At 61.3% G+C, this 22,891-nt stretch carries 23 protein-coding genes and 1 riboswitch; of the genes, 11 read left to right on the top strand and 12 right to left on the bottom strand.

Annotated elements, in window-relative coordinates; all coding sequences use genetic code 11:
• Nucleotides 1-20 precede the first annotated feature (20 nt).
• From MTX36_RS10210 to MTX36_RS10220, 3 genes are all read right to left on the bottom strand, one after another.
• Nucleotides 21-1,388 (bottom strand): hypothetical protein, encoded by a 1,368-nt coding sequence (locus tag MTX36_RS10210; RefSeq protein WP_243619634.1) that lies wholly within the window; start codon nucleotides 1,386-1,388, stop codon nucleotides 21-23.
• Nucleotides 1,389-1,456: 68 nt separating this feature from the next.
• Entirely contained in the window at nucleotides 1,457-2,509 is a 1,053-nt protein-coding gene (locus tag MTX36_RS10215; protein WP_243619635.1) for a C40 family peptidase, read from the bottom strand.
• 309 nt (nucleotides 2,510-2,818) lie between these two features.
• A complete protein-coding gene (locus MTX36_RS10220) occupies nucleotides 2,819-3,394 on the bottom strand; it encodes a C40 family peptidase (protein ID WP_243619636.1) in 576 nt (191 codons plus the stop codon).
• A 15-nt stretch (nucleotides 3,395-3,409) separates the two neighbouring features.
• A riboswitch (cyclic di-AMP (ydaO/yuaA leader) is annotated at nucleotides 3,410-3,589 on the bottom strand.
• A gap of 597 nt (nucleotides 3,590-4,186) precedes the next feature.
• Between MTX36_RS10220 and MTX36_RS10225 the strand changes: the two genes are divergently transcribed.
• Both MTX36_RS10225 and MTX36_RS10230 read left to right on the top strand, forming a co-directional pair.
• Nucleotides 4,187-5,899 (top strand): DEDD exonuclease domain-containing protein, encoded by a 1,713-nt coding sequence (locus MTX36_RS10225; RefSeq protein ID WP_243619692.1) that lies wholly within the window; start codon nucleotides 4,187-4,189, stop codon nucleotides 5,897-5,899.
• A gap of 91 nt (nucleotides 5,900-5,990) precedes the next feature.
• Entirely contained in the window at nucleotides 5,991-6,266 is a 276-nt protein-coding gene (locus MTX36_RS10230; RefSeq protein ID WP_094273717.1) for an Lrp/AsnC family transcriptional regulator, read from the top strand.
• Between the two features lie 20 nt (nucleotides 6,267-6,286).
• Here MTX36_RS10230 and trpD read toward each other — a convergent pair whose 3' ends face one another.
• Entirely contained in the window at nucleotides 6,287-7,378 is a 1,092-nt protein-coding gene (trpD, locus tag MTX36_RS10235; protein WP_243619637.1) for an anthranilate phosphoribosyltransferase, read from the bottom strand.
• Between the two features lie 117 nt (nucleotides 7,379-7,495).
• Nucleotides 7,496-7,951: a hypothetical protein gene (locus MTX36_RS10240; RefSeq protein WP_243619638.1), complete on the bottom strand. Its 456-nt coding sequence runs from the start codon at nucleotides 7,949-7,951 to the stop codon at nucleotides 7,496-7,498.
• Nucleotides 7,952-8,079: 128 nt separating this feature from the next.
• Here MTX36_RS10240 and MTX36_RS10245 point away from each other — a divergent pair, with 128 nt between their 5' ends.
• From MTX36_RS10245 to MTX36_RS10260, 4 genes are all read left to right on the top strand, one after another.
• Entirely contained in the window at nucleotides 8,080-8,694 is a 615-nt protein-coding gene (locus MTX36_RS10245) for a heme-copper oxidase subunit III (RefSeq protein WP_243619639.1), read from the top strand.
• 63 nt (nucleotides 8,695-8,757) lie between these two features.
• A complete protein-coding gene (locus MTX36_RS10250) occupies nucleotides 8,758-9,609 on the top strand; it encodes a cytochrome c (RefSeq protein ID WP_243619640.1) in 852 nt (283 codons plus the stop codon).
• Complete coding sequence (locus MTX36_RS10255) at nucleotides 9,606-10,748, top strand: ubiquinol-cytochrome c reductase iron-sulfur subunit (RefSeq protein ID WP_243619641.1); 1,143 nt, start codon at nucleotides 9,606-9,608, stop codon at nucleotides 10,746-10,748. Before MTX36_RS10250 ends, MTX36_RS10255 begins: the two co-directional genes overlap by 4 nt.
• Nucleotides 10,730-12,412 carry a cytochrome bc complex cytochrome b subunit gene (locus MTX36_RS10260; RefSeq protein WP_279394425.1) on the top strand — a complete coding sequence of 561 codons (1,683 nt, stop codon included), beginning with the start codon at nucleotides 10,730-10,732 and terminating at the stop codon, nucleotides 12,410-12,412. The genes MTX36_RS10255 and MTX36_RS10260 overlap by 19 nt, the downstream gene beginning before the upstream one ends.
• Before the next feature lie 71 nt (nucleotides 12,413-12,483).
• Here the strand turns inward: MTX36_RS10260 and MTX36_RS10265 are convergent, their stop codons facing one another.
• The gene (locus MTX36_RS10265) at nucleotides 12,484-12,852 is read right to left on the bottom strand and encodes a hypothetical protein (protein WP_243619642.1); all 369 of its coding nucleotides are present in this window, start codon (nucleotides 12,850-12,852) and stop codon (nucleotides 12,484-12,486) included.
• A 145-nt stretch (nucleotides 12,853-12,997) separates the two neighbouring features.
• Nucleotides 12,998-13,294, bottom strand: coding sequence for an antibiotic biosynthesis monooxygenase (locus tag MTX36_RS10270; RefSeq protein ID WP_243619643.1), 297 nt, complete (start codon nucleotides 13,292-13,294; stop codon nucleotides 12,998-13,000).
• 130 nt (nucleotides 13,295-13,424) lie between these two features.
• Between MTX36_RS10270 and MTX36_RS10275 the strand changes: the two genes are divergently transcribed.
• A complete protein-coding gene (locus tag MTX36_RS10275) occupies nucleotides 13,425-13,766 on the top strand; it encodes a metalloregulator ArsR/SmtB family transcription factor (RefSeq protein ID WP_243619644.1) in 342 nt (113 codons plus the stop codon).
• A 131-nt stretch (nucleotides 13,767-13,897) separates the two neighbouring features.
• Here the strand turns inward: MTX36_RS10275 and MTX36_RS10280 are convergent, their stop codons facing one another.
• Together MTX36_RS10280 and MTX36_RS10285 are read right to left on the bottom strand one after the other, a co-directional pair.
• Nucleotides 13,898-14,314 (bottom strand): cytochrome c oxidase subunit 4, encoded by a 417-nt coding sequence (locus MTX36_RS10280; RefSeq protein WP_243619645.1) that lies wholly within the window; start codon nucleotides 14,312-14,314, stop codon nucleotides 13,898-13,900.
• A 39-nt stretch (nucleotides 14,315-14,353) separates the two neighbouring features.
• Complete coding sequence (locus MTX36_RS10285; RefSeq protein WP_243619646.1) at nucleotides 14,354-15,418, bottom strand: cytochrome c oxidase subunit II; 1,065 nt, start codon at nucleotides 15,416-15,418, stop codon at nucleotides 14,354-14,356.
• A 321-nt stretch (nucleotides 15,419-15,739) separates the two neighbouring features.
• Here MTX36_RS10285 and asnB point away from each other — a divergent pair, with 321 nt between their 5' ends.
• Nucleotides 15,740-17,665: an asparagine synthase (glutamine-hydrolyzing) gene (gene asnB / locus MTX36_RS10290; protein ID WP_243619647.1), complete on the top strand. Its 1,926-nt coding sequence runs from the start codon at nucleotides 15,740-15,742 to the stop codon at nucleotides 17,663-17,665.
• A 69-nt stretch (nucleotides 17,666-17,734) separates the two neighbouring features.
• On the opposite strand, the gene MTX36_RS10295 is transcribed toward asnB, so the two are convergent.
• From MTX36_RS10295 to MTX36_RS10305, 3 genes are all read right to left on the bottom strand, one after another.
• Nucleotides 17,735-18,709: a carbohydrate kinase family protein gene (locus MTX36_RS10295; protein ID WP_243619648.1), complete on the bottom strand. Its 975-nt coding sequence runs from the start codon at nucleotides 18,707-18,709 to the stop codon at nucleotides 17,735-17,737.
• A gap of 143 nt (nucleotides 18,710-18,852) precedes the next feature.
• On the bottom strand, nucleotides 18,853-19,203 hold the full coding sequence (locus tag MTX36_RS10300) for an iron-sulfur cluster assembly accessory protein (RefSeq protein WP_094273728.1): 351 nt from the start codon (nucleotides 19,201-19,203) through the stop codon (nucleotides 18,853-18,855).
• Between the two features lie 141 nt (nucleotides 19,204-19,344).
• On the bottom strand, nucleotides 19,345-20,406 hold the full coding sequence (locus MTX36_RS10305) for a glycerate kinase (RefSeq protein WP_243619649.1): 1,062 nt from the start codon (nucleotides 20,404-20,406) through the stop codon (nucleotides 19,345-19,347).
• Nucleotides 20,407-20,508: 102 nt separating this feature from the next.
• Here MTX36_RS10305 and MTX36_RS10310 point away from each other — a divergent pair, with 102 nt between their 5' ends.
• The 3 genes from MTX36_RS10310 to cobT all read left to right on the top strand — a co-directional run bounded on the left by MTX36_RS10310 (nucleotide 20,509) and on the right by cobT (nucleotide 22,891).
• Complete coding sequence (locus MTX36_RS10310; RefSeq protein WP_243619650.1) at nucleotides 20,509-21,162, top strand: DUF3043 domain-containing protein; 654 nt, start codon at nucleotides 20,509-20,511, stop codon at nucleotides 21,160-21,162.
• A 2-nt stretch (nucleotides 21,163-21,164) separates the two neighbouring features.
• Nucleotides 21,165-21,734: a bifunctional adenosylcobinamide kinase/adenosylcobinamide-phosphate guanylyltransferase gene (gene cobU / locus MTX36_RS10315; RefSeq protein WP_243619651.1), complete on the top strand. Its 570-nt coding sequence runs from the start codon at nucleotides 21,165-21,167 to the stop codon at nucleotides 21,732-21,734.
• A 92-nt stretch (nucleotides 21,735-21,826) separates the two neighbouring features.
• Nucleotides 21,827-22,891 (top strand): nicotinate-nucleotide--dimethylbenzimidazole phosphoribosyltransferase, encoded by a 1,065-nt coding sequence (gene cobT / locus MTX36_RS10320; protein WP_243619694.1) that lies wholly within the window; start codon nucleotides 21,827-21,829, stop codon nucleotides 22,889-22,891.

Here is a 22,891-nt window from a genome sequence, read left to right on the forward strand (position 1 = left end):
GCCACGCACCCTGCTCGGACTCAGCCCAACCGACGATGCAGCCAATCCACCCAGCCCTCGCGCAGTTCATCCATCCCGATGCCCACTACGTCATGGATACGACGATCGATCTCCGTCGGAGTCGAAGGTCCAACGGCCAATACGCGAAAAAGCTCCGTCAGGTCCGGTTCGCCGAATCGTTCGGCGATATAGGTATTGATCGACCACGCCGACTCGTAGGCAAGGGAACTCACGACCGGCACTCCACCGAATTGCGAATCATCGGGAAACTGTGTGGGCGTTTCACCGGCACGCACTGCCGCCGCCAGGGTCGGTGCAATTTCCCTCAATGCCCGGCCGGAATTTCGATTCCCCGCGTACTCCGCATAGCCTTCGAGAACCCACATGGGCGACCCGTCGCGTGTGCGCGACCGTGCCGCGATATGCATCATTTCATGACGCAGAACCGCGCGTCTGGTAGTCGGCGTCAGACGTGACGCTGCAGCAGGTGAGAACACGATGCGCTGGCCACTGACCTCGCTTGTGCCGTCGTTGACTGCATCCGCAACCGAAACCGCTGCAATCGACGACCCGTCGTGATGCGAGCCGACCAACGCCGTGAACTCCTCCGGCGAACCGGCCACCATCACGACGGCCCGCTCGGACCATCCGTCGCCCCACAATTGCGTCGTATTCGCAACTGCCTCATCCAGATCCGCAGCCAGGGCGTCGACAAATGTTTGTTGACCCGGGTGCCCGACGACTACTGAATCCTCATCGGAGTTGGTCGCCACCGCCAGCGGACCGAAGTCCCACGGCCCATGCCAGGAGCCGACCGCCAGGTCAGATCCTGCAGCAGCAACGGAATCGATGATCGATCCGTCGGCGAACACGAACCAGTCTCCATCGCGCTCGGCAAAGGTCATCATCACCGATTTGTTCGTGGGCAGCACATCCACATCGCCGAGCGCATAACCGAAAACGACCGGCGCGGTCCAGAGCGTGACGTCGCCGCTCGGCGCACCGGTTCGAGTGGCTTCGGTGAGAGTTCCCGGCGAGATCTGGTAATTCCAGTCCGAGAATCGCAAAGCCCGCGCTGAAGTTGCACGCCTTATCTCGGCTTCGAGAACCCCCGGCGCAGCAGCTTTGTCGACGAACCGAGCAAGAGTCGTCGGATCCTCGGACATCTGAGCCTTCGCCCATGAATCTAGGAGGCCCTGAACTGCGACGACACGAACCGCATCCTGTTCCTTGATCGCACGTTCGGACGAACTCGTGGAATCCGTCAAGAAAACGGTGAGCGCCAAAACCACCACAACAGCACAACCGAGCGCGATGAGAGCCGGATACTCCCAACGACGCTGCTTTTTCGACTCTGCTACCGGAGCGGTCATGTGGTCAGTCGACACGCTGCCGAGTGTAGGAGACGCAACGGTCTCCTATTCCAATGCCCAGGTCACACGTAGTGAAATGCCGCTCAATAGCGACGCGCGGTGGAGAACGGCATGCCTGCCATCGACTGCACCTTTACCGGAACACCGAATGTCGAGGCATGGAGAATGTTCCCGTCGCCCGCATAGATTCCGACATGCGAATTGTCGCTGTAGAACGTCACGATATCGCCGGGCTGTAGCTGATCACGCGAAATAGGTGTGCCACCCGCTGCCTGCGCCTGACTCGACCGCGGCAGGGTCTTCCCGACCTGCTTGTAGGACCACACGACAAGACCGGAGCAGTCGAACTCGTCGGGTCCGGTAGCTCCCCAGACATAGGGATCACCGATTCGGGTCAGTCCGGCCTGGAGTGCTGCTGTGCCCGACCCGGGCGTCAAGTTAGCCAAAATTTTGCTGGAATCAACTCCGGGTGGGAAGGTTGTCCCGCTCAACTGCACACGTTCGGACTCAGTCAGATTGTCGAAGGCCTTGGTAACCTCGGCAACCTGCGCCTGAAGCTCGCTTTGTTTCCGCTGCAGATCATCACTGAGCGCCTTCGCCTGGTCAGCCGCCGTCCGCGCTTCATCCGCTGACTGCTTCGAGGATTCCGCTGCCCGGCGAGCATCGCCAGTAGCTTCGTTGAACTGACGGACCTGGACGGCCGCATCATTGGAGATGACGTCGAGCGCCGACATCTGATCAAGCAACTGCTGCGGAGAATCACTGACCATCAACGCAAAGAGGCGATTGGTCCGCGCGCCCTGATAGTTCGCCGTCGCAATGCGATTCACAGCCGGCGCAACCTCGGAAACTCGTACGTTTGCCGCGTCGTATCGCTCCTGATCAGCCGCGAAGCGCGTGTCGGTATCGAGGCGCAACGCCTCTTTTGCATCCAGATCGATCTGCGCGTTGTGCAATGCCTCGTTGGTTTGTTCGGACACCCGGGCAAGTTCCCCAAGTTTCTCGAGCGCCTCGGTGGGGTTGCTGATCACCGGATCGGCAGTCGCCGGCAACGCCGGCAACGCGACGAGACCGATAGCCAACGCACTTACCGTCAGCGCAGTACGGACTCGACTGAACTTCTTCGATGAAACCACGGAACGCAACTCTCCGTCTCACTCTTACGATCCCACCAGAGTTGGCCGGATCTGTTAGCTGGATGTCAACTACTCACACTACCGGTAGACAGCACCTAATGTCACGATCAGGTTACGGAACGGCATAGGTTTACGCCTACTCACCAGTAGGTATATCGCCATGAAGTACTGGGTGAAATGACCTGAAAAAACAAATGTGGGCCTCGAATCACGAGATTCGAGGCCCACATTCGGCAAAGCTGTGGAGCTACCCCAGTCGGTGGCGGATCGAACCGGACTCCGCGAGAAGCCGTCGATCAGTCACACGGATCAGAAGCGGCGAGCGCCGTCGTACGGCATCGACGACACGGGAGCCACCTTCACGGGCTGACCTGCGGTCGATGCATGGATGACATTGCCGTTGCCGGCGTAGATGCCCGAGTGCGATCCGCCGTAGAACGAAATCACGTCGCCGACGCGAAGATCGGACTGAGCAACTGCGACACCGGCCGCGGCCTGGTCGTAGCTCGTACGCGGGATGTTGAGACCGGCCTGCTTGTATGCCCACTGGATGAGGCCGGAGCAATCGAATGCGTCCGGGCCCGCTGCGCCGTACACGTACGGGGAGCCCAGCTTGCTCTCTGCGGCGCGAACAGCCTGCTCACCAATGGTGGAGATGGGAGCGGCCGGTGCAGCCTGCGCGAGGGGCGCAAGTGAACCCGTGTCAGTGACGCCGGGAATAACCGGAAGTGTGGGAAGCGAGACGCCCGGAATGTCAAACGTTCCGACGCCGGGGATGTTGATGGGGTCTGCCGAGGCAGGTGCAGCGGTAGTAGCGAATGCTCCGGCTGCCAGTGCGCCTGCGACTACCAAAGTCGCCGAACGCTTGAAACTATGTGACGCCACTTTAAGAGGTGCTCCATTTCTTCCATTCGTCCGCCGACCGAGTTAGCTGACGGGTTCGGGCTGGGAAGAGTCAGCCCTACCCGCGTGGTCTGCAGCGATCAAGCATGCTGCACCCCAGGCGGGATTCACCCCAGTGGAAACTTGGGTTCCCGGTTCGGGTTCCTCGCGGAGATCCCGATTAGGCGGTTCCTGACGATGCCGGTCCGTCTTTGGTCCGGCAAGACTTCGTTAGGTCTCAGGAAGGTTACGAAATGATCGCGGCGATGTCGACCGCATCGCGCATTTGATGCGCGATTCGTCCGATTCTCTGTCTTCTCGCGCTCGTTACGCCAATACGATCACAGCGAGATAACGATTAGTCTGGTTTGCAGACCGTAGCCGACACGTTTCCGTTGTAGGCGAACCACAACCAAAGGCCGCGGCGGGCGCCCCGCCCCAGATCAGAAGTACTTACGTACCGGTAGGACCTTTCCGGTTTTGCAAGATCACGAACCGACATCGAGGCGCCTACTTGGACACCACAGAGCGTGCCGAATCGGATCAGCACCTCGATGGCCGATCCAAAATTCAGGCAAACTGTGACGCTCGTCTCTCTTGCGTTATTCATCGCGAAATGACTGGTGCCTCAACGCGATTTACCCAGCCTCCGAACGTCCCGAAATCCAAGTCGAAGGTCCTTCTCCGGCCCGACAAAACCTGTCGGACTCTCCCTCTACTGTCTCCTCTGTGAGTCCTGCCTCCGCCGAAGCTTTTCCTGCCGCCTCTGAACTCAGCCCGCACAACGGGCGTCAGTTGTCGTTCGACGAACTGGACACACCTCTCAGTGAGACCACGTTCGTCATCGTCGACCTCGAAACAACAGGCGGCAGTGCGGATCAAGATTCGATCACCGAAATCGGCGCCGTCAAGATTCGTGGCGGCCGAGTACTCGGCGAGATGGCAACGCTGGTAGATCCCGGACGATCGATCCCGCCGTACATCGTCGAGCTGACCGGAATCACCGACGCAATGCTGATCAATGCTCCCCGTATCGATCGAGTACTGCCAGCATTTCTCGAATTCGCCGAAGGCGCCGTCCTCGTGGCTCACAACGCCCCGTTCGACATCGGATTCCTCAAGGCCGCAGCGTCCCGCACCAGCCGCCCCTGGCCGGCCTTCCGGGTGCTCTGCACGGTCAAACTCGCCCGGCGGGTCCTCACCCGCGACGAAGCACCCTCGGTGAAGCTCTCCGCGCTCGCGCACCTCTTCCAAGTCAGCACCCAGCCGACGCACCGAGCCCTCGACGACGCCCGAGCAACCGTCGACGTCCTCCACGGATTAATCGACCGCGTCGGCAACCAAGGCGTCCACAGTTACAGCGAACTGATCGACTATCTGCCCAATATCTCGTCACACCAGCGGGCAAAACGATCCTTCGCGACCGACCTCCCCCGAAGTCCGGGTGTGTATCTCTTTCGCGGCCCTTCCGACGAAGCTCTGTACATCGGGACGGCGGTAGATCTGCGTCGTCGGGTCCGCACCTACTTCACAGGCTCCGAAACCCGCGGCCGCATGAAGGAGATGGTGGCCCTGGCCACCCGCGTCGACCACGTCGAGTGTTCCCACGCCCTCGAGGCCGGCGTACGCGAGCTTCGACTCCTCGCTGCACATGCTCCCCCGTACAACCGTCGCTCGAAGTTCCCCAAACGTGGTTGGTGGATCACCCTCACCGACGAGGCCTTTCCGAGGCTGTCCGTGGCCCGCACCCCGACGCCCCATTGCGTGGGGCCGTTCAGCTCGCGTGCCACCGCGCTCGACGTGGCCGAGACCGTCGCCGAGTTCACGGGCTTGCGCACCTGCACCAAACGGTTAGCCCATGGTGCCGTCCACGGCCCTGCCTGCCCCGCACGCGAAGTAGGTTCCTGTCCGGCAACTCCCCCAGCCGGAAGCACGGCCGCCTCCGACATCACGGAAGAGCAATACGCGTCCACCGCAGCCGAGGTTCGCACATTTCTGCTGGGCCACCACGACCGTCCCTTGCAACGGATGAAGGACCGAATCGAAGGATTGTCTGCCGACGCCCACTTCGAGACTGCGGCCCGACTTCGAGATCGAACTGCCGCAGTTGCCGTCGCACTGCAACGGACCCAGCGACTCGCCGCAGTCGCCGAAATAGATCAATTGGTTCTGGCCCACCCCGCTTCCGAGGGAGGCTGGGAATTGGCAGTGATACGAGCAGGTCGACTGGCCTCAGCGGGGCTAGCTCGACGAGGCACCCATCCCATGCCGGTAGTCGACGCCATCGTCGCTGCAGCAGAAACTGTGTTTCCCGACGACGCTCCCCTCCGCGGCGCTCCCCCGGAAGAACTCGCTTTGATCGTCCGTTGGCTCGGCTCCGACGGCGTCCGAATCGTCTCGGCCACATCGGGATATGCGGAGCCTGCGATGGGTGCCGGTCGCTGGGCGGAGTGGTGCCAACTCGCCAAGGCCGGAGCCCAATCCGAGCCACGCCGAGAGCCACTGTGATCCGCCGGTCCGGCAACTGATCGTGAGGACATAAGCTCGATCCAGCTTTACCGGAGTTCACGCTGTACCGGAGTTCAATCAGAGGAGAGACATGATCAACGCCATCGTCATGATTCACGCCGAATCCGCACGGATCCCGGAGACAGCACAGGCTGTCGCCGATATCCCCGGCGTCAGCGAGGTGTACTCCTGTGCAGGTGATATCGACCTGATTGCGGTGGTCAAAGTGCGGGACCACGCTCAGATCGCAGACGTAGTCACCGGTGGCATCAACAAGGTTCACGGAGTGACGAAGACCGCCACCCACATTGCGTTCCAGTCCTTCTCCAGCGCTGACGTCGAGGCCGGTTTCTCCCTCGGCGAATGACCGTCAAGCCCGGCTGATCGTCAGGCGCCTTCGGCCAACGCCACCGTGAGCGACGCCCACCGGCGCAACAACTCCGCCGCCGCGCCACTGTCGATTGCGGTGGAGGCCGATGCCATACCGGCCGCAATCGCACCTTCCAGGTCGTCACCGACCCCGTTGAAGGCTGCGATGGCGGCACCGGCGTTGAGTAGCACTGCGTCTCGGACCGGACCGGCCTCACCCGACAGCAGCGTTCTCGCCGCGGCTGCATTCACATCTGCGTCACCGCCCCGCAACTGATCCAAGGGAACGCGCGCGATGCCGAGGTCGCGCGGGTCCAACGTAGCGATTCTGACCTTGCCGTCGGCGACAACGTAGACCGTCGACGTAGTCGACGTAGTCAACTCGTCCAATCCGTCGTCTCCGCGCACCACCAATGCCGAATTACCGCGCTGCGCAAGCACTCCCGCAACCACTGAAATCAGCTTCGGAAACGCACACCCGATCAATCCCGCGCGCGGACGTGCCGGGTTGGTCAGCGGACCCAGCACATTGAACGCCGTCGGGATTCCGATTTCCTTACGCGGAGCCGCGGCAAATCGCAGAGCCGGATGGAATACGGGTGCGAAGCAGAATCCGATGCCTACCTCGTCGACACAACGCGCCACCTGCTCCGGGCCCAAGTTGATTCGCACGCCCAGCGCCTCGAGCACGTCGGCACCACCACTCTTGGACGACGCCGCACGGTTACCGTGCTTGACGACGCGAATTCCCGATGCTGCCACCACAATTGAGGCCATTGTCGAGATGTTGACCGTGTTGGAGCGGTCGCCTCCCGTCCCCACGATGTCGACGACGTCGGAATCCACGGGAACAGCTTTGGAATGTTCGAGCATGGCGTCGGCGAGGCCCTGCAACTCGGCCGGCGTCTCGCCCTTCATCTTCAGACCCACACCGAACGCGGCGATCTGCGCGGAACTTGCGTTGTCGGACATGATCTCGCGCATCGCCCAACGAGAGTCGTCCAACGAGAGATCGTGTCCGTCGGTGAGTATCCCGAGAATCATCGGCCAGGACCGCACCACTGCGCTCGAATCGGCGTTCACAGCGTTGGATGCGTCGGTGCCGGCCATGTACTTCGGTCCCCTTGTGAGTCGTGCTGGATCTGACCATCGCAGCCTAGTCAGTGCTGTGCCAGGTCCTTGAAGTTGGCCCGGTCACAGAAACACGCCACCTGCCCCGAAACTCGGTTACCTGACGGCGGCCGGCTGAAGCGCATCCCAACCCGCGACGGAACCGCCCAGTCTCTGAGCCAATGCAGCCATCCTCGATCGCTCTTGAGAACAGTGAAGTGCATCGAGTAGCTGGGTTCGTTCGAAGAGAACTCGCACCAGCCCGACGCCAGGCGGCTGAACGTCGAACTCCCTCGGAACGCCACGCCGGTAGCCGTCCCGCATGACAAACGTTTCGGCCTCCGCCACTGCCGCCTCCGGCAGGTCCAGATGGTGCCGAAGTACGGCTTCCCGCTCGGACTGCCATCGCGGTTCCTCAGCGCTCGCCCGCGCCAAAACAGTCGAGCATGCTTCGACGTCGTCGAAACCCGCGGCGACGATCTCCAGATCGGGCCGTGACGGATCGAGTGGTGCCGAAACTTTTCTGCTGAATATTCTCAGGAACCAAGGTCTACTCTGGTGCGTAGCTGCCATTGCGCCAGCATATTCACAGACGCTCCACCAGCACCTACGCAACCCGAATCCGTGATCTCGGACCTAACGACGCGCCGATGGTGGACCCGAGTGGCCGTCTCTTACGACGAAGCGTCATACTTCTGTCTGTGACGAGCGCAGTAGGGACTTCAGGATCGGCAATCACCCAACGCGTGCACTCGCTGAACCGGCCAAATATGGTCAGCGTTGGCACCATCGTGTGGTTGTCCAGTGAGCTCATGTTTTTCGCAGGGCTCTTCGCCATGTACTTCGTGGCACGGGCGCAGGCACCGGAAGGCCAATGGCCACCGGTCCCCACCCATTTGAACCTCTGGTTGGCGGTTCCGATCACACTCGTGCTGATCGCTTCCTCCTTTACATGCCAGATGGGTGTCTTCGCCGCTGAACGCGGCGATGTATTCGGCCTCCGCAGGTGGTACACGATCACCTTGGCAATGGGAACGTTCTTCGTCCTCGGCCAGGGCTACGAGTACATAACGCTGGTCGAACACGGAACCACCATCTCGAGCAGCGTTTACGGCTCGGTGTTCTACATGACCACCGGCTTCCACGGCATGCACGTCATCGGCGGTCTCATCGCCTTCGTTTTCTTGATCGCACGTACCCGGGTCAGCAAATTTACGCCGGCTCAGGCAACAGCAGCGATCGTTGTTTCGTATTACTGGCATTTCGTGGACATCGTGTGGATCGCGCTGTTCGCCACGATTTATTTCATCCGTTAATCAGCTGAACGCCACAGGCAGCCCCTGACGTCCAGTCCGTCCCGACATACCAAAGGGATACAGATGAGTTCATCCCCCCCTCCCACATCCGATACCACAGCGAATGCCGCGAAGACGCGTCGCCAGCGGAAAATCCGCCGACGCGTCACCGGAGCGCTCGTACTGATGATGGGATTGATCAGCGCCGGCTTCCTTGCCTCCGCCCTGACACCCGCTCCGCAGGTTGCTACCGCCAGCGACGACACTGCCGCTCTCATTCGAGAGGGCAAGCAGTTGTACGACACGTCGTGCATCACTTGCCACGGCGCCAACCTTCAGGGTGTCGAGGACCGCGGTCCCAGCCTGATCGGCGTCGGCGAGGCAGCCGTGTACTTCCAGGTTTCGACCGGTCGTATGCCTGCAGCCCGCAACGAAGCCCAGGCTTCGCGTAAGGACCCCAAGTTCGACGCTTCACAGACCGACGCTCTGGGTGCATTCATCCAGGCAAACGGTGGCGGCCCGACGCTCATTCGTGACGAGAACGGCGAAATCGCTCAGTCCTCGCTGCGTGGTGGCGACATCGGCCGAGGCAGCGAGCTCTTCCGGCTCAACTGCGCGTCCTGCCATAACTTCACCGGTCGCGGTGGCGCACTGTCCTCGGGCAAGTACGCACCGGTCCTGGATCCGGCGAACGAGCAGCAGATTTATGCCGCTATGGTCACCGGCCCCCAGAACATGCCGAAGTTCTCCGATCGTCAGCTGACGCTCGAAGAAAAGAAAGACATCATCGCGTACGTGAAGTCCTCCGGTGAGGCCAAGAACCCCGGCGGTTACGGTCTCGGCGGCGTCGGTCCGGCCTCTGAAGGTCTCTTCATGTGGGCTGCCGGAATCGTCGCTGTCGTTGGTGCAGCATTGTGGATCGGAGCAAGGTCATGAGCGACGCTGGCCAGCAGGGCGGCGATACGCCAAAGAAGTACACGGATGAGGAGCTCGACGCGATGTCTCGCGACGAGTTGGTCACCCTGGGTACCAATCTCGACGGCGTAGACATCGCCTTCCGCCGTAACCGTTGGTCGGTCGAAGGCACCAAGGCTGAGAAGCGCGCCGAGCGGAACGTTGCGTTCTGGTTCGGCCTCGCCGGTGTTTCAGCTATCGCGTTCATCGGAATTTACCTGTTCTGGCCCTGGCAGTACGCCGGTGCCGGAGACGCGGACTACGGCAAGTACAGCCTGTACACCCCGTTGATCGGACTCACCATGGGTCTCGCGATCCTCGGTGTCGGTATCGGCGCGGTGCAGTTCACCAAGAAGTTCATCCCCGAAGAGGTGTCCATTCAGGACCGCCACGACGGTGGATCCTCCGAGGTCGACCGCCGTACTCTTGTCGCTCAGCTCGGCGAGTCATTGGAATCGTCGACCATTCCCCGTCGCAAGGCCATCAAGCGCAGCTTGATGTTCGGTGGCGGTGCGCTCGGTGTCATGATGATCATGCCTCTCGGTGGACTCATCAAGAATCCGTGGGCCAAGGGCGACGACTCGCCACTGTGGGTGTCCGGATGGACCCCCAACTTCAAGGGCGAGACCATCTACCTCCGTCGTGACACCGGTCGCCCCGAGGACATCGTTCTCGTGCGTCCGGAGGATCTCGACGCCGGATCCATGGAAACGGTCTTCCCGTTCCGTGAATCCGATCGCGGCGACGACCATGCGCTACTCGCAGCACTTCGCGGTATCCGCAACTCGGTCATGCTGATCCGCCTGCGCACGGAAGACACCGAACGTGTCACCAAGCGCAAGGGTCAGGAAAGCTTCAACTACGGCGACTACTTCGCGTACTCGAAGATCTGCACCCACCTGGGTTGCCCCACCTCGCTCTACGAACAGCAGAGCAACCGTATTCTGTGCCCCTGCCACCAGTCGCAGTTCGATGCACTGCAGTACGGCAAGCCGATCTTCGGTCCCGCTGCTCGCGCACTTCCGCAGTTGCCTATTACAGTGAACGAAGAGGGCTTCCTGGTCGCCGATGGTGACTTCATCGAAGCACTCGGCCCGGCATTTTGGGAGCGTCGACCGTGACCACAACCACCACAAAACCATCCAAGATTGCGGCAGCCGCAGCTGGTCAAGCAGAGGCAGTGGATTCCCGCTACCACCTTGCAGCAGGCATGCGCCGGCAGATCAACAAGGTCTTCCCGACGCACTGGTCCTTCATGCTCGGCGAGATCGCGCTCTACAGCTTCGTGATCCTGCTGATCTCCGGTGTGTTCCTGACGCTGTTCTTCGATCCGTCGATGGCACACGTCGTTTACCAGGGCGCATACCAGCCGCTTCGCGGCGTGACCATGTCACGCGCTTACGAGACCACCCTGAACATCTCGTTCGAGGTTCGCGGCGGTCTCTTCGTTCGCCAGATTCACCACTGGGCAGCATTGATGTTCGCTGCCTCGATCGTCGTGCACCTCGCTCGCATCTTCTTCACCGGCGCATTCCGTCGTCCGCGTGAAGCGAACTGGGTCATCGGCTGCTTGCTGCTGGTCCTGGCGATGTTCGAAGGCTTCTTCGGCTACACCATCCCCGATGACCTTCTTTCCGGTACCGGCCTCCGCGCCGCATTCGGTGGCATCACGATGAGTATTCCGGTCGTGGGCACCTGGATGCACTGGATGATCTTCGACGGCGATTTCCCCGGCGATCTCATCATCCCGCGCCTCTACGTTGCACACGTGCTGCTGTTCCCGGGCATCATCTTGGCTTTGATCGCCGGCCACCTCGCGTTGGTCTGGTACCAGAAGCACACGCAGTTCCCCGGCCCCGGACGCACGGAAGAGAACGTCGTCGGCGTTCGCATTCTCCCGGTCTTCGCAATGAAGGGTGGCGCGTTCTTCGCCATCACCTTCGGTATTCTCGCGCTGCTGGGTGGTCTGTTCCAGATCAACCCGGTGTGGAATATCGGCCCGTACAATCCATCTCAGGTCTCGGCTGGTTCCCAGCCCGATATCTACATGATGTGGACGGACGGCCTCGCTCGACTGTGGCCTGCGTGGGAGATCTACCTGTTCGACCGCTACACAATCCCCGCAGTGTTTGCCGTTGCCCTCATCATGGGTCTCGTCTTCGGTCTGCTGTTCGCGTACCCGTGGATCGAGAAGCGCCTTACCGGCGACGATGCGCACCACAACATCCTGCAGCGTCCCCGCGACGTACCGGTGCGTACCGCTATCGGCGCAATGGCAATCATGTTCTACGTTGTCCTGACAGTGTCCTGTATCAACGACATCATCGCGTACCACCTGCATATCTCGTTGAACGCAATGACGTGGATGGGCCGTATCGGCATGGTCATCCTTCCGCCCATCGCGTACTTCGTGACGTACCGGTTCTGCATCGGCCTGCAGCGCAGTGACCGTGCAGTCCTCGAGCACGGCATCGAGACCGGCATCATCAAGCGGATGCCGAACGGCCAGTACATCGAAATCCACCAGCCGCTCGGACCCGTCGACGATCACGGACACCCGATCCCCCTCGAGTACCAGGGTGCAGCTGTTCCGAAGAAGATGAACAAGCTCGGCCTGGCCGGCAAGCCCGGCTCCGGTAGCTTGACCAAGGCTGACCCGGTGGAAGAGAGCGAAGCTCTCGAAGCCGCAGAGCATGCGGCCGAGCATGAGCAGCTTCAGACTCTGCTCGACTACCAGAACCGCACACACGGCAAGACAGACGGTTCCAGTGGAGAACTCCACTAGAACTTGAGCAACAAAGCAATGAGGCCCCGCACCGATTTCGGTGCGGGGCCTCATTGCGTTGTCCTCCTCCGTCACATCTGGATTGCCCATATGTAGACACGTCTCCCCTGGTCCACTGCTGGGTTCCACACACCTCGCAAAAAACCCTGACCCGTCATCGGAGACTCGCCCGACATCAAGTTCGACGACGGTACCGGACGATATTCCGGCGGTATCTGACCAAAATCATGGGCCACCGCGGGCCCGCAGGACGTCAAACCAGCGTCGGCGCGAAGTTCCTCGACTCGCGCACGTGAACTCGACTCGATAACCAGGTACGCGCTCGAGTCGGGGAAGGAACTGTAGTGCTTGGTGTACAAGAGCGTGTCGGCGTTTGTCAGATGTAAGCCGAGGTCGGTTGCCAGCGACTCTGCGGCCTTCTCGGCTGACCGTGCGTCCATCCAACGGTAGAGCGGCGGGCCTCCAAACCCGAGAGCTGGCGCACCCACAACAACACCGGCAACAACAACGCACGTCCACAGTCGCCTGGACCGCTTCGGGAACCGAGTCACAGTTCGGGGAACCGAGTCGTTTTCCGCACCAACCTCAGATCGCGAACACCGTCTCATAGTGCTCTACGGTCGGGAATGGACTGTAGAACCTGTGGAGGAGCTCTCGCCAACGTTCGTAGCCCTCAGACTGTCTGAATCCCTCTGTATGCGCCTCGAGGCTCTCCCACTCCACGAGCAACAGGTACCGCTCCGGCGACTCCAGGCAATGCGAGAGGCGAAGTCGAATGAACCCCGGTACCGCCGCAATGATCCCCTTGGCCGTGTCGAAAGCAGCCTCGAACTCCGCGGAAAGTTTCGGATCAACCTGCAGGAGCGCATGTTCAAGGATCATTCCTGAAGTGTGACACACGGCGGCGCACACTCCCCTAGCTGCGACATCCAAGGCACCGAACAAGACCCTTCGAACCAATACTCACATGCAACTCCAAAACACTTGCCGATATCGGCATATGTTTGTTGTCATGGCACGAGCAGCAACCACGTCGGACGTCTTCAACGCAATCGCCGAACCCCGGCGTCGGGAGATCCTTGTCCTGCTACGAGCGGGCGAGCGGCCGGTGACCGAGGTTGCCGAGGAGCTGGGGATGACGCAACCGGGTGCGTCCAAGCACCTGCGAGTACTGCGCGAGGTCGGGCTGGTGCGCGATCACAGGGCGGGCAAGCAGCGCCTGTACGGCCTTGACGCCCATGGGCTGCGAGCGGTTCATGAGTGGACCGGCGGGTTCGAGCAGTTCTGGAGCGAGAGTTTCGATCGGCTGGACGCATACGTGCAAGAACTCAAACAGGAAAGGCAGGAGGAGTAACTGATGGATTCAACGGGCTCGGAAATGTCGAGCGCGGTACTCCTCGGGGCTAGCTGCACTTCTACATGGCAACGCACAAAAGAGGCGCCGAGCCCTTACGGGTTCGGCGCCTCTTTCGAGAGCTGACTGAGCTAGTGCTTTTCTGGTCCAACGTGGTACTCGAACACGAGGCCTGCAGACGCTGCGATGATGCAGATGACTCCAACCGCGATCATCCAGGGCTGGAAGAACGCAAGCGAGACGGCTGCGATGGCGGCAGCAGCAGCCAGCAGGACAGGCCAGAAGCTACCGGGGCTGAAGAAGCCCAGCTCTCCCGAACCATCCGAGATTTCAGCGTCGTCATAGTCTTCCGGACGTGTGTCCAGTCGACGAGCGACAAAGCGGAAATAGGTTCCCACGATGAGTGTCAGTCCTGCGGACAGGACGATGGCCGTGAGTCCGGCCCATTCGATTCCTGTACGAGAGAGCGCGGTGAACACTCCATAGATGATCGCGACGAGAATGAAGAAAACCGTCAGGATCTCGAAGAGCTTGGCTTCGATCTTCATATCAGCACTTGTCCTTGTTCAGTGAAGAGGCTGGCCGGCTCAGTTGCCTGCAGTAGCGACGGTTGCCTGACGGTACTCGCGGTCGGTGTTGAACGGCGTGGTCGACGTTGCCACCGGCGACTGACCGATTGCCGACAATGCCTCAGCGGTGCTCAGACCGCCATTGCCCTCGGCGTCACCCTTACGCAGTTCGATGTACTTGGCGAAGTCTGCCGGCGATACCGCACGGACCTCGAAGTTCATCATGGCGTGGAAGGTGCCACACATTTCGGCACAACGCCCGACAAATGCGCCTTCCTTCTCGATCTCACTGATCTGGAAGATGTTGTCGGAGTGGTTCTGCTTCGGGTTCGGCATAACGTCACGCTTGAACAGGAACTCGGGAACCCAGAACGCGTGAATCACGTCGGAGGATGCAAGTTCGAACTGAATGCGCTTGCCTGTCGGCAGAACGAGGATCGGGATTTCGGAACTGGATCCGACGGTCTCGATCTTGTCGTAATGCAGGTAACTCAGATCCTGGACACTGTCGCCGTGAATCGGCCCGGGAATAACCTTGCCGTGTTCGTCGATAGTTGAACCATCGAGCTTTGCAGCTTCTTCGGCTTCAGCGTCGATGCCGTTGTACTTGGCAGTTCCGTCGCCCAGCTCGATTGAGCGGTAGCCGAACTTCCAGTTCCACTGGAATGCCGTGACGTCGACGACGACGTCAGGGTTTTCCGTCCTCTCCAGAACCTTGTTCTGGACGATGATGGTGAAGTAGAAGAGAACCGCGATGATGACGAAGGGAACTGCCGTGTAACCGAGTTCGAGGGGCACGTTGTATGCCGTCTGACGCGGGAACTCAGGCGAGTCCTTCTTCTTGCGGTGGAAGATGACGGCCCAGAAGACCAATCCCCACACCAGAACACCCATGACGAGGGCGGCAACTACCGACCACGTCCACAGCTCTCGCATGCTCTTCGCCTCAGGAGTAATGCCCGAGGGCCACCCGAAACGGAGCACTTCATTGTCGATGGAGCAACCCGACAGCAGCAAGGCAGCAATGCCCAAAGTTACTGCCAGCCCCGCTCGCCGAAGGATCCGACCTTGCGCCACGTTCACGCCTTCCTGATCGCCACAAAATTCAACTAGGGCACCTCGAAGGGAAGGCCCAATTACTACGCAGCGTAGACCAAAGGTGGGCGGTATCCATCCCCGGGTCCTCAGCCGTGTCGCGTCGGACGTCACACAAATCTCTCAGGCGCAGCTCAGGAACTGGTCAGCCGTCGCAAGCGACCTACATCACTGCAATTCGATCGGTCACGATCGGCACAGCCTCGGATCTGCGGCATACTTTCGGGAAGAGTTCGTTGACCTCTCCCGGACGCGTGTTGTCCGGGAGCCTTCTGCAATAAAAAATTCTGAATCGAGGAACCGGACACTGTGTGTGGACTGCTCGGGCTACTGACATCTGGCGGAACCAGCGACGACGCCGTCGCTCAGGTCGACCAGGCGATGCACTGCCTGCGTCACCGTGGACCCGACGAACATGGGACATGGCATGACGACCACCTCGTCTTCGGTTTCAATCGCCTGTCGATCATCGACATCGAACACTCGCATCAGCCGTTGCGGTGGGGGCCGCCGGAAAATCCTGAGCGCTATGCGCTGACGTTCAACGGCGAGATCTACAATTACCTGGAGATCCGGGCCGAGCTCGCCAAGGAACACGACGCCAAGTTCTTCACCGAGGGCGACTCCGAGTCCATCGTCGCGGCGTTCCACTATTGGGGCGAAGCCGCAGTCCAACGACTGCGCGGCATGTTCGCATTCGCAATCTGGGACACCGAGACGCGTGAACTGTTCATCGCGCGAGATCAGTTCGGCATCAAGCCGTTGTTCATCGCGACCGGACCCGGCGGCACTGCGTTCGGTAGCGAGAAGAAGAGCCTCCTCGAGTTGACGGACTTGATCGGAATCGACACCGAATTGGATCCGCGTGCGATCGAGCACTACACGGTCCTGCAGTACGTTCCGGAACCGGAGACGCTTCACAAGGAGATCCGTCGTCTCGAATCCGGCTGTTTCGCGCGGGTCCGTCCCGGCGAGAAGCTCCAGATCACGCGGTACTTCACACCCAAGTTCCCGGCCAAGCCGTTCGCTCCGGGTACGGAGAAGGCTCGGTACAAGGAAATTGCCGACGCCCTCGAAGACTCCGTCGCCAAGCACATGCGCGCCGACGTCACCGTCGGATCATTCCTCTCCGGTGGCATCGACTCGACGGCTATCGCCGCGCTCGCAATCCGCCACAATCCCAACCTGATCACTTTCACGACGGGTTTCGAGCGCGACGGTTACTCCGAGATCGACGTCGCAGCCGAGTCGGCCGAGGCTATCGGCGCCCGGCATGTGGTCAAGGTGGTCTCCCCCGCCGAGTTTGCCGCCGCCATCCCCGAGATCGTCTGGTACCTCGACGATCCGGTCGCGGATCCGGCATTGATCCCGCTGTGGTTCATCGCGAAGGAAGCCCGCAAGCACGTCAAGGTCGTCCTGTCCGGCGAAGGCGCGGATGAACTGTTCGGCGGCTACACGATCTATCGTGAACCGTTGTCCCTCAAGCCTTTCGAGTACCTTCCGCAAGGATTACGTCGAGCGGCCGGGAAGCTGTCCGAGCGCATCCCCGACGGAACTCGCGGCAAGAGCTTGCTCAACCGTGGATCGTTGACGTTGGAAGAGCGGTACTACGGCAACGCCCGCAGCTTCAACGACGCTCAACTGCGTGCCGTTCTGCGCGATTTCCGCCCCGAGTGGACGCATCAGGACGTGACAGCGCCGATCTACGCTCAGTCTCGCGATTGGGATCCGGTAGCGCGTATGCAGCACCTGGACCTGTTCACGTGGCTGCGCGGAGACATCCTCGTCAAGGCCGACAAGATGACCATGGCAAACTCTCTCGAGTTGCGTGTCCCGTTCCTCGATTCCGAGGTCTTCGACGTCGCGTCGCGGGTACCGCTGGACCAGAAGATCACCAAGGACACCACGAAGTACGCGCTACGTCAGGCGCTCGAAGGCATTGTCCCGCATCATGTTCTGCATCGGGCCAAGCTCGGGTTCCCGGTGCCGCTTCGCCACTGGCTGCGTGGAACGGAACTCTTCGACTGGGCGCACCTGCAAATCGAAGAATCGGGCACCGACCACATCTTCGACAAGGCCGCGGTCGCAAAGATGCTCAATGACCACCGCGCCGGCGTCTCCGATCACAGTCGCCGATTGTGGACTGTGCTGACCTTCATGGTCTGGCACGGAATCTTCGTGGAGAAGCGCATTGTTCCGCAGATCCAGGAACCGGTGTATCCGGTCAACATCTAGAGACCTCGCGTAACGAACAAGCCCGGCTCACCTGTGTGAGCCGGGCTTGTTCGTACCGATGAGTGCTGATCAGGGCAGGATTTTCGCGATCTCGTCTGCGGCCGTGCTGCCGTAGGCCTCGGTGAGACGCTTGAGTGCCTCGTCCCGGTTGAACGTCCACTCCTGCGTGCCGACGGTCTCGATAACCAGGACTGCAACAAACGAACCCAACTGTGCCGAGCGCTCGAGACTCAACCCCGTCCGGTGCGCGAGAAGGAATCCCGCGCGGAAGGCGTCGCCGACGCCCGTCGGATCAACTTTGCCGTTCTCGGGAACCACGTCGACGTGCACCTGATTGCCTTCGGCGTCAACGATTTCGACGCCCTTGGAGCCGAGAGTGGTAACGCGGATTCCGACCTGCGCGCGGATCTCTTCCTCACTCAGGCCTGTCTTCTGCTGGAGCAGGCCCCACTCGTACTCGTTGGTGAACAGGTACTTGGCACCGTGGATGAGCGCCTTGGCCTCTTCGCCGGACAGGCGCGCAAGTTGCTGCGACGGATCCGCGGCAAAGGGAATTCCGAGTTCGCGGCACTCGTCGGTGTGACGGACCATGGCTTCGGGGTCGTTGGCACCGATCAGAACCAATTCGACCGAACCGGCGGCCTTCGCCACCGCGGCGAGTTCGATGTCACGTGCTTCGCTCATCGCCCCGGGGTAGAACGACGCGATCTGCGCCATGTCCTCATCGGTCGTGCAGACGAACCGAGCGGTGTGGGCCTTGTCGGAAATCAGGACGGCACTGCAGTCAACGCCGTTGTCCTCGAGCCACGTACGGTATTCCGCGAAGTCCGCTCCCACTGCACCGACGAGCAGCGGAGATCCGCCGAGAACGCCCATTGCGTAAGCAATATTTCCGCCGACGCCACCGCGACGGATCACGAGGTCGTCGACCAGGAAGCTGAGCGAGATGTTCGCGAGCTGATCGGCGAGAAGCTGATCGGCGAAGCGCCCGGGGAAGCGCATCAAATGGTCGGTGGCGATGGAACCGGTTACCGCAATAGTCACGGATCGAGGCCTTTCAGCGAAATGTGGGTGGGAAAGGATTCACGGTACCGCGCTCGGTACGCGTATCGGCACAGACGACTGACGCGGAACCGATTACCGGTTCCGCGTCAGTTGTGTACGTCTTAAGTTGTGATCGACTTAACTCAGTTGAACGAGTCGCCGCAGGCACAGGAGCCCGTTGCGTTGGGGTTGTCGATCGAGAAGCCCTGCTGCTCGATGGTGTCGAGGAAGTCGATGGATGCACCTTCGACGTAAGGTGCGCTCATCCGGTCGACAACCAGGTTGACGCCGTCGAAGTTGACGGTGAGGTCACCGTCAAGAGTGCGGTCGTCGAAGAACAGCTGGTACTTCAGTCCGGCACAGCCGCCCGGCTGCACTGCGATACGCAGCGCGAGGTCGTCGCGACCTTCCTGATCGAAGAGTGCCTTCGCCTTGGCGGATGCGGTCTCGGTCATCTTGACGCCATGGGTGGCGGTCTCGTTCTGCACAGTCATGGGCTCTCCCTAATATTCGTACCAACCCGTGAACGCTTCAACGGTACGCCGCTGCCGACTTATTCCCGCCAGTTCTTACCGTGTGCGATTCGCCTTCATCCTAGCTGTTCCTCCTCGGTCGGCAACGACACGTCGACTTGCTCACGTGGTGCGCCCGATGTTCCAGTCCTGCGCAGTCCGTTCAGCAAGTCCACACAGGTTCTCCCTGGCATGTGTCATGGCTTCCTCGATCGATCCGGCGAACGCTGCGACGGATGCGGCGTGAACTATCCCGAACGACGTGTAATCAGTGACAGCCACTTCGACCTGGCCGGCGAGCACGAGCGTCGGGACGCCGTACGACGCACCCGCAGCTGCCACGGAGGTGACCAGCTTTCCGTGCAACGACTGGTGGTCGAACTTGCCTTCACCGGTGACGACGAGGTCCGCGGACTTCAGGAGTTCCGCTTGGCCCGTACGTTCCGCGACTACGTCGGCACCCGATCGTCGCACTGCGCCCAGGGCAAAGAGAGCAGCGCCGATTCCACCCGCTGCGCCCGCGCCCGGCAAAGTCGAGACTTTCATCCCGATGGCTTCCTCGAGCTCGGACGACCATTGAGCGTTCCGTTGTTCGAGTATCTCGACGGCACTACTGTCAGCGCCTTTCTGTGGCCCGAAAATGGCCGCAGCACCGTGGGGTCCGAGCAGTACGTGCTCCACGTCGGTGGCAGCTACCAGTTCGACGTCGCGAAGTGCGTCCCACGCACTGGCCAATCCACCCAAGGCGTCGACGAGGCCACGACCACCATCGGTGCAACAACTCCCCCCGAGGCCGACGACGATGGTGGTTGCGCCCGCTTCGAGTGCTGCAGCAATGAGTTCACCGACTCCCTGACTGTGTGCGAGAAGTGAACTCTCCCGCGTCGGCGGTCCGTCGAGCAGACTCAGTCCACACGCCTGCGCGGATTCGATGTACGCGGCCTCAGTTTCGAGGAGCCACCGTGCGTCGACGCTGCGTATGAGCGGGCCGGAGACTCGTACGTTTCGGACTTCCCCACCGGTTGCAGAGAGCACGTCCACAAACCCGGGTCCACCATCCGACTGTGGGGTCGCGATTACCTCGTCCTCCGGTCGCGCACGTCGCCAACCGTCGACAATGGCCAGTGTGGCCTGAACTGCAGTCAGGGTGTCACCGAAGGAGTCAGGAGCAACGATTACCCGCATATGCGGAAGTCTAGGAGCCCAGAATGTCATCGATGTTTCACGATCTGCGGAAATACCGAGGTCGGTTTCCCAGAGCAGGCACTTATCCAATAGCCTGGAGGTGTGAAATTGCTACGCCGCGGTGACTCAGACAACTCCGACAAACGTGACGTCGAGGTCACTGAGGCATCCTCCGCCTCCGAAGAGACACCCGAGCAGGTGGGCAAGGGTCGCCCCACACCTAAGCGTCGCGACGCCGAAGCCAAGAAGCGTGGACCTGTCGCGCCCGCGCCTCTGACGGCCAAGGAAGCACGCGCACGCCGAAAAGCTACGCGCGGATCCAAGGCAGATCGCAAAATCGAAGCTGCCGAGCGTCGTGCGTCCTCAGCCGATCGCCGCGCCCGCATGCTCGCCGGTGAGGACAAGTACCTTCTCCCCCGCGACAAGGGACCCGTTCGCGCCTACGTCCGCGATTTCATCGATGCCCGCCGCAACCTGCTCGGACTCTTCATGCCGATGGCGTTGATACTGATCATGGTCACATTCGCCCTCCCCGGGCTCAGCACCATCGTCACACTCGCGATGTTCGTCATGATGCTGTTCATGGTCGGTGAAGGTGTCTGGCTCGGACGCATGATCAACAATCGAGTCGCCGAGCGATTCCCCGACAGCACCGACGGCGGATTCAAGCTCGGTTGGTACGCGTTTGTCCGCGCAACTCAGATTCGTAAGCTTCGCGCCCCGAAGCCCCGTGTGGGACCCGGCGACGCAATCTGAGCGTGTCGAACCCTCACAGAACACTCGTCCTCGGCGGCGCGCGGTCAGGAAAATCCGCGCACGCCGAGGCTTTGTTTTCTCCCGGAGCGCCGGTTCGCTACGTCGCCACAGCTCGGCGCGACAGCACCGACATCGACTGGGAAAGCCGTATCGATCAGCACCGAGTCCGTCGGCCGTCACAGTGGTCGACCGTCGAAACCGATGCGTCCGGCGACCTCGCGATTCAACTCGAACGCGAGAATTCGGCAGCTACGCTCGTTGACGATCTTGGTACCTGGCTCACCGGCGAGTTCGATCGACACAACGCCTGGGAATCGCCGCGAGGCACCATCACCCCAGCCGTGGATGCACTGATCGACAGCGTCCAGAACTACTGCGGATCCCTGGTCCTGGTCAGCCCGGAAGTCGGCCTGGCCGTCATTCCGGAAACCCGCTCCGGACGGCTGTTCCGCGACGAGATCGGCACACTCAATGCGCGCCTCGCAGCAATTTGCGATCGCGTCGTACTGGTTGTCGCCGGCCTACCGCTTGTCTTGAAAGATACTGCTGCACAAACGGAAGGCACGAAGTGAGCACCGAAGCCAACCCCTCTGAAAACACCGAGGCCGACGCGGCCGGCAACACCGAGGCCGACGCGGCCGGTAACACCGAGGCCGACGCGGCCGTGTTCGAGCCGGTGACTCCCCCCGACCGTGACGTACGCGCTCAGGCCGACGCTCGCCAGCTCGACCTCACCAAGCCGGCCGGTTCCCTCGGACGCTTGGAGACGTTGGCCGGTTGGGCGGCTGCATGCCAGGGCGTCTGTCCCCCACATGCTTTCGCGCGCCCCCGCGTGGTTGTTTTTGCCGGTGATCACGGAATTGCCCGCAACGGTGTATCCGCCTATCCCCCGGAGGTGACCGCCCAGATGGTCGCCAACTTCCTCGGCGGCGGCGCAGCGGTCAACGTCCTTGCCGAGATCGCGGGAGCCACTGTTCGCGTCGTCGACATCGCCGTGGAAGTTGATACCGACCCGGCCGTCTCCAACCACAAGGTGCGCCGCTCTTCCGGTTCGATCGACCGCGAAGACGCCCTGACGCACGAGGAAACTCTGCAGGCCATCGCTGCCGGCCGCGCAATCGCAGATGAGGAAATCGACGGCGGCGCTGACCTTCTCATCGCCGGCGACATGGGCATCGGCAACACAACGCCGGCCACCGTCCTGATCGCAGCATTGACCGACAGCGAACCCGTCGCAGTCGTCGGACGAGGCACGGGCATTGACGACGCCGCATGGATCCGGAAGACGGCGGCGATCCGTGACGCACTGCGGCGCGCGCGCCCCCATGTCCGCGACACCGTCGCGCTGCTTCGCACCGCATCCGGCGCGGACCTCGCTGCGATGGCGGGCTTCCTGGCTCAGGCCGCTTCTCGTCGCACTCCGGTCATCCTCGACGGCGTTGTTGTCACCGCGGCCGCGATGGTGGCCGACGAGTTGGCGTTCGGCGCCCGCGAATGGTGGGTTGCCGGGCATCGTTCCACCGAACCCGCGCATACGATCGCTCTGACCCGTATGGGGATGACGCCGATCGTCGAATTCGACATGCGCCTCGGCGAAGGCTCGGGCGCAGTCACTGCGCTTCCGATCCTCCAGGGCGCAGTGGCAATTCTCGCGAAGATGGCAACGTTCAGCGAAGCCGGCGTCAGCACCGAAGGTAGCAAGCCTGCCGAGACAGACACGGAAGACTGA

The organism is Rhodococcus sp. ARC_M6 (assembly GCF_022810305.1).
Taxonomy (GTDB): Bacteria; Actinomycetota; Actinomycetes; order Mycobacteriales; family Mycobacteriaceae; genus Rhodococcus_F.

What these genes read in the sequence shown, in the direction of transcription:
- MTX36_RS10230 (WP_094273717.1), top strand. Translation starts at nt 5,991, where the DNA reads ATGATCAACGCCATCGTCATGATTCACGCCGAATCCGCACGGATCCCG.
- trpD (WP_243619637.1), bottom strand. Translation starts at nt 7,378, where the DNA reads ATGGCCGGCACCGACGCATCCAACGCTGTGAACGCCGATTCGAGCGCA.
- MTX36_RS10240 (WP_243619638.1), bottom strand. Translation starts at nt 7,951, where the DNA reads ATGGCAGCTACGCACCAGAGTAGACCTTGGTTCCTGAGAATATTCAGC.
- MTX36_RS10250 (WP_243619640.1), top strand. Translation starts at nt 8,758, where the DNA reads ATGAGTTCATCCCCCCCTCCCACATCCGATACCACAGCGAATGCCGCG.
- MTX36_RS10255 (WP_243619641.1), top strand. Translation starts at nt 9,606, where the DNA reads ATGAGCGACGCTGGCCAGCAGGGCGGCGATACGCCAAAGAAGTACACG.
- MTX36_RS10265 (WP_243619642.1), bottom strand. Translation starts at nt 12,852, where the DNA reads ATGGACGCACGGTCAGCCGAGAAGGCCGCAGAGTCGCTGGCAACCGAC.
- MTX36_RS10270 (WP_243619643.1), bottom strand. Translation starts at nt 13,294, where the DNA reads ATGATCCTTGAACATGCGCTCCTGCAGGTTGATCCGAAACTTTCCGCG.
- MTX36_RS10275 (WP_243619644.1), top strand. Translation starts at nt 13,425, where the DNA reads ATGGCACGAGCAGCAACCACGTCGGACGTCTTCAACGCAATCGCCGAA.
- MTX36_RS10280 (WP_243619645.1), bottom strand. Translation starts at nt 14,314, where the DNA reads ATGAAGATCGAAGCCAAGCTCTTCGAGATCCTGACGGTTTTCTTCATT.
- MTX36_RS10300 (WP_094273728.1), bottom strand. Translation starts at nt 19,203, where the DNA reads ATGACTGTGCAGAACGAGACCGCCACCCATGGCGTCAAGATGACCGAG.
- MTX36_RS10305 (WP_243619649.1), bottom strand. Translation starts at nt 20,406, where the DNA reads ATGCGGGTAATCGTTGCTCCTGACTCCTTCGGTGACACCCTGACTGCA.